The organism is Bacteroides sp. B1-V-101 (genome assembly GCF_023656585.1).
Lineage (GTDB): Bacteria > Bacteroidota > Bacteroidia > Bacteroidales > Bacteroidaceae > Bacteroides > Bacteroides thetaiotaomicron.
On the sequence record NZ_JAMOKH010000075.1, the window covers coordinates 1 to 4,909 of the forward strand.

8 protein-coding genes are annotated in these 4,909 nt (G+C 41.9%); 6 read left to right on the forward strand and 2 right to left on the reverse strand.

Going from position 1 to position 4,909, the window contains the following annotated elements; all coding sequences use genetic code 11:
- The first annotated feature begins 169 nt into the window (after window positions 1–169).
- Together mbpB and mbpC are read left to right on the forward strand one after the other, a co-directional pair.
- Entirely contained in the window at window positions 170–964 is a 795-nt protein-coding gene (gene mbpB / locus NBH01_RS26290; protein WP_016278713.1) for a mobilization protein MbpB, read from the forward strand.
- Entirely contained in the window at window positions 921–1,370 is a 450-nt protein-coding gene (mbpC, locus tag NBH01_RS26295) for a mobilization protein MbpC (RefSeq protein ID WP_016278712.1), read from the forward strand. Before mbpB ends, mbpC begins: the two co-directional genes overlap by 44 nt.
- A 35-nt stretch (window positions 1,371–1,405) precedes the next feature.
- Here mbpC and NBH01_RS26300 read toward each other — a convergent pair whose 3' ends face one another.
- A complete protein-coding gene (locus tag NBH01_RS26300) occupies window positions 1,406–2,101 on the reverse strand; it encodes a hypothetical protein (protein ID WP_070750547.1) in 696 nt (231 codons plus the stop codon).
- 80 nt (window positions 2,102–2,181) lie between these two features.
- Window positions 2,182–3,207, reverse strand: a complete 1,026-nt coding sequence (locus NBH01_RS26305) for a replication initiation protein (RefSeq protein WP_016278717.1) — start codon at window positions 3,205–3,207, stop codon at window positions 2,182–2,184.
- A gap of 404 nt (window positions 3,208–3,611) precedes the next feature.
- On the opposite strand from NBH01_RS26305, the gene NBH01_RS26310 reads away from it, so the two are divergent.
- The 4 genes from NBH01_RS26310 to mbpA all read left to right on the forward strand — a co-directional run.
- On the forward strand, window positions 3,612–3,878 hold the full coding sequence (locus NBH01_RS26310; RefSeq protein WP_008671564.1) for a type II toxin-antitoxin system Phd/YefM family antitoxin: 267 nt from the start codon (window positions 3,612–3,614) through the stop codon (window positions 3,876–3,878).
- Window positions 3,871–4,140, forward strand: coding sequence for a Txe/YoeB family addiction module toxin (locus tag NBH01_RS26315; RefSeq protein WP_008671563.1), 270 nt, complete (start codon window positions 3,871–3,873; stop codon window positions 4,138–4,140). The genes NBH01_RS26310 and NBH01_RS26315 overlap by 8 nt, the downstream gene beginning before the upstream one ends.
- Before the next feature lie 29 nt (window positions 4,141–4,169).
- Window positions 4,170–4,352: a hypothetical protein gene (locus NBH01_RS26320; protein WP_016278715.1), complete on the forward strand. Its 183-nt coding sequence runs from the start codon at window positions 4,170–4,172 to the stop codon at window positions 4,350–4,352.
- Between the two features lie 307 nt (window positions 4,353–4,659).
- Window positions 4,660–4,909 (forward strand): mobilization protein MbpA (mbpA, locus tag NBH01_RS26325; protein ID WP_250700372.1); only part of this gene is annotated, 250 nt, incomplete at its 3' end.

A 4,909-nucleotide genomic window follows, 5' to 3' on the forward strand; every position in this document is an offset into this window, starting at 1 on the left:
GGCGTCCCAGGGAGAGGTACACAGAAGAAGAACGGGAACTTTTCCGGGATATCGCCCGGCTGAAGGGGACACTTCAAAGACTGAACAACTACTTTGGTGGTCGCCAGTACCGGGAAGTGTTCGAGGAGAACCGGGCACTAATCACAGAACTCCAAAAAATACTCTCACGATGATAGGGAAAGGGAAAAGCATATCACATGGCGTGGCGGCACTGGAGTATGACCTTGCCAAGGAGATAGACGGGCAGGCAGCAGCCACCGAGATAGCCCGGCATGAGCTTTACGGGTGTACGGGTGCGGAAATGGTGCAGGAGATGAAACCTTACTTCACTGATTTTCCGAACGTAAAGAACAACTGCCTGCGTTTTGAGGTCAGCCCCTCGATAGAGGAAAGTTCCAGCTTCACCGATGCGGACTGGGCAGAACTTGGCAACGACTTCATGCAGCGCATGGGACTGGTGAACCACCAGTACATCATCATCAAACACAGTAGGACAGAGAGTAAGAAAGAACAAGCCCACCTGCACATACTGGCAAACCGGATATCCCTTTCCGGGGAACTCTACCGGGACAACTGGATAGGTAAACGGGCAACGGAAGCCGCCAACGCCATAGCCAAGGAGCGGAACTTCGTGCAGTCGCAGGACATCGGCAAAGCCAACAAAGAGGAAATCAAGGAAGCCATGAACAGCGTACTGAAGAAAATGCAGGGTTTTGACTTAACCAAATTTCAAGAAGAACTTGGTAAACTGGGCTTCAAGATCCGAGAAGCCAGGGCAAGCACCGGGAAACTTAACGGCTACTATGTCACAGCCCGGAGCGGTACGGAGTACAAGGCAAGCGAGATAGGGAAAGGCTACACTTTCGCCCATATCGAGAGGACACAAAGCAAACTGAAGTATAACTCAATGAACATATCACATGGAAACAAACTCACGTCCGGAAAAGGAGGTTTCCACCTCTAAGCAAGGACAATACCGACCACGCAGGAAAGACACCACCCCGAAAGTGAACCCGCAGCTTGCGGTAGAACTGGTATATCAAGAATTGAAGCGTGTGGAAGCCTATACGAAACGCATAGAGGACGCAACATCCAAAAAGGTACAGATAGACGGGGAAAGCCTTGAAAGTGCTGAAAAATGCCTAAAAAACGTGTTAGCGGACTTTGAACGGCAGGGGAACAGGATGAAAAGCGGTGGCTATGTGGATAAACGGGTTTCGTTCTACTCCATTCTTTGTGTCGTTATTTCCCTTTTGTTCGCTTGCCTCATGTGTTATCTTTGGGTGGATGCAGCCAAAGACCGGGATAACTACAAACGGTATTACGAATATTACCAAGAGCAGGCAATAGAACAAAAGGGCAACAAATAGACGACGTACAAAAATGTACGTCGTCTATTTGTTTTTTAGAGGTCCTCCCCATGAGCATTATTATATTCGTTATCGTAAAAAAGAATTAGTGAGAATTTGCCATATTTTTCACTAATCATAAACCATACGGAGCGCATTGCAGCTTCTTGTACGATGTTCATTGCTGCTTCTTTGGTTATGTCCTCTTTTTCTTTTTCTGATTTTCTTATAAATTCTTCGGCTGGACATATCTCGCTTATTTTTTGAGTTAATTCTTGTTGTATCTTTTCTGGTGAGTTTTGAGGACTTTTGGGATTTGTCATTTGCATGAATCCAGCTTCAAATCTTTTGTTTCTAACCTTCATTTCATATGCAAGATTAATGTCTTCAGAAATATAATCGTTATCTTCCAATTTAGGAACGTATTTAGGGTTATCGTTGAATTGGTCGTAAAGGTTATTGAATCTAATTTTAATATCATGCTCGTTCCTTTCTATCGCATCTGCTACGACAATCCTCCATACTTTATTGCTTTGAGTGGCGACAAAAATGTTTACTTTTTCGCCATTAAATTCACCCGTTAAAAGATCGATTTCATTGTCGTATTCAAACCCTTTAGCTTTAAGTTTCTGAATCATATCTTTTTTAAATCCATCTACGGGGATTCCCATAAATTTTGTTATATCTTTCTGTGCTAACATTGTCAAAGAATACATTAGCAGTATAAATAACAGTGAATTTTTCTTCTTCATGAATAAATATTTAAAGATTACAATTGCAAATTTAGAAAATGATTTGAAAATATGACATTTAGGGAGGTACTTTTAGTTGTTTAGCTGTCTTTTATTTTCCCTTTGAGAGAGTTTATAATCCACCCTTTAGGGTTGTTCTTCTCTCGTGATTTTCCGTTTAGAATTGCCAGTTCTCCTATAAGGTCGGCTATTTTTTCTTGTGCAGTTATAAGCGTTTCCTTGTTCCGGTTTATTTCTTCCGAAGTGAAGCCACAGGAATAACGGAGATATTCGTACACATGGTTATCTATTTGGTGGCGTGCCGTTACTTTCGCTTGAAGTTCTTTTACTTCCAGTTCTTCATCCCTGAATTGAGGTTGATATACTGGGTAAAATCTAAATCCAGTTACTTTACTACGTTTGTTGTTAGGGTTTTCACGCACTTTTACGTAGTTGAATGTGTATGGGCAGCTTTCATCAAGCGCAGCCTTTGCTGGTTTTAATACTCTTTCCTCGAAGTTGTCGATTCTGTCTTTTCCGTTTTTGTCTTTGTATTTGTCCGCAGGTATGCCAAGTCGTTCTTTTAAGTTGTCCAGTGATATATCCAAAGGGTACACCTGCCCACTCATGAGCATATAAAACCTAAGCGAATAGCCCGTAGGCAGCGCAAGAGCCTTGTTTAGTTCAAACTCCCTATATCCTTTTGCGAATTTGGTAAACACGTCCCAAAGGTCATTAGATACACGAAATGTTATAATACCGGTATGCTTTTTGTATTTCGGGTTAGATATAAATCCACATTTCCACCATTCATCATCATCTTCGTAAGTGAAAAAACGTCCAGCCAGTGAATCGAGTGCAGCTATGATTTCGTTGTAGTCACGTCCGGAAAAAATAACGTCAGATACATGCATTTGCGCATCAACATCCCAAAGTCCATGCTCAAATTTTCGTTTCGTGCCTGCATAATCTTTCAGCTTTACTCCCTTTAGTTCAGCCTGGCACGCTTCCAGTATGCGAAGAACTATTCTTTGTTCGTGTATGGACATGTCTTGCTGTTTGGACCATGTATATACCCATGATACAACTACGTCTTTATTTTTGGTAATAGGTAGCTTCTTTTTCATAACTATTTGATTTGTTGCAAAGATATAAAATACCTACATATAAACAAAAAAAGAAGGGTAAAACTCCCAAAGTGTAGGGAAAGTGCGTCTTAAAAACTCCCAAAGTGTAGGATTGAAACTCCCAAAATGTAGGGAAACACATGCTTTAATCCCTTTGTTTATCGGTGTTTCCGTAAAAGTGATAGAGCATATTACAGACGATGCTTATAACAGACAAGGGGAATTTAGAGGGAAAAAGGCTGAATATCAACCCAAAAAGAGAGGAAAAAGCAAAGCAACACCAACCAACGGGCGGTAGGCTTGAATATGGCTTTTAATGGCGTGTACACAAATAAGTACACAGATAATTTGGAAGTTGGACTTTTATAGTTATATTTGCGCTGTAAATCAAATATATAAATATTATGCAGATAATTACAACGCGTGAATTTCGTGCCAATCAGAAGAAATATTTTGAACTGGCTGAAAAAGAGACAATCTTTGTTTCTCGTCGTAATGCCGCCCCCATAGTCGTATATGCGGCTACGGAAGAGGATTTTCCCTCAAGGGAAGAATTGGAGGCTATTCAGAGGGGTATTGAGGATATTAAGCAGGGACGAACTTTTAAAATGCGGAAGGATGAATCATTAGATGATTTTTTGAACCGTATAGAGGATGAGTGCAATGTATGAGATAGAATTTTCAAAAGAAGCTGCAAAACATGTACTGTTGCTAAGAAAGTCCTCTCCGCAACTCTTCAAAAAGTTAGAAAGGCTATTGGATGAGCTGAAAGAACATCCATACACTGGGACTGGACACCCCGAACAGTTGAAGTATTTGCAGGGTGTATGGTCAAGGCAGCTTGATAAGAAAAACCGTATTAGATATACGGTGAACGAAACCACCATTGTTGTTTTTGTTATTTCTGTTTGGGGGCACTATGACGATAAATGACGTAAAAAAACAATGTAAAAATTGAAGATATGGCAGTTATAAATCTTACATCCGAGGAATTTGCTGACCGAATAGAGGAAATGCTTGATTTGGCGAGTAAAGGCGACAATGTACTTATTCATCACGAGGGGAAAACCTATACTGTTATTCCTATAAGTGATGAAGAATTGGAGGACTTAGCCGAGAAAGAAAAAGCATTACTGAATAAGTAATTTTTCTCTTTTCTGTCTGCAAATGTAACTCCATACTCCGTAACTGTCAAGGGTTCCGCAAGTCCGGATCCGGAAAAATCCTGCGCTCGCAGGCTCGTGCGGTTTTTCCAGCCCGTCCCCTTGACCGTTCTCCGTATTCCGTTGTGAAAAAGGCAGGAAAAAGAGAAAAAAAATGTGTGCCTATGCAGCGTGTCAGCGTTGTGTGTATTCCCATGCGGTATGTATTTGTATAGCAAGAAGTGTCCTTGTCGGACAATTCTTGCTTTTCTCGCTTTGCTCAAAAAGATTTTTTGCTTATCTTTGTGGCATGGAAGTAAGACGGAGCGAAAAGATTACATTCCGATGCACCGCACTTGAAAAGGCGGCACTTTCGGAGCAGGCAGCCCGGTGCGGTTTGAGCACATCGGAGTACTGCCGCAGTTTATCCCTTGGTGGGCGTCCCAGGGAGAGGTACACAGAAGAAGAACGGGAACTTTTCCGGGATATCGCCCGGCTGAAGGGGACACTTCAAAGACTGAACAACTACTTTGGTGGTCGCCAGTACCGGGAAGTGTTCG

What these genes read in the sequence shown, in the direction of transcription:
- mbpB (WP_016278713.1), top strand. Translation starts at nt 170, where the DNA reads ATGATAGGGAAAGGGAAAAGCATATCACATGGCGTGGCGGCACTGGAG.
- mbpC (WP_016278712.1), top strand. Translation starts at nt 921, where the DNA reads ATGGAAACAAACTCACGTCCGGAAAAGGAGGTTTCCACCTCTAAGCAA.
- NBH01_RS26300 (WP_070750547.1), bottom strand. Translation starts at nt 2,101, where the DNA reads ATGAAGAAGAAAAATTCACTGTTATTTATACTGCTAATGTATTCTTTG.
- NBH01_RS26305 (WP_016278717.1), bottom strand. Translation starts at nt 3,207, where the DNA reads ATGAAAAAGAAGCTACCTATTACCAAAAATAAAGACGTAGTTGTATCA.
- NBH01_RS26310 (WP_008671564.1), top strand. Translation starts at nt 3,612, where the DNA reads ATGCAGATAATTACAACGCGTGAATTTCGTGCCAATCAGAAGAAATAT.
- NBH01_RS26315 (WP_008671563.1), top strand. Translation starts at nt 3,871, where the DNA reads ATGTATGAGATAGAATTTTCAAAAGAAGCTGCAAAACATGTACTGTTG.
- NBH01_RS26320 (WP_016278715.1), top strand. Translation starts at nt 4,170, where the DNA reads ATGGCAGTTATAAATCTTACATCCGAGGAATTTGCTGACCGAATAGAG.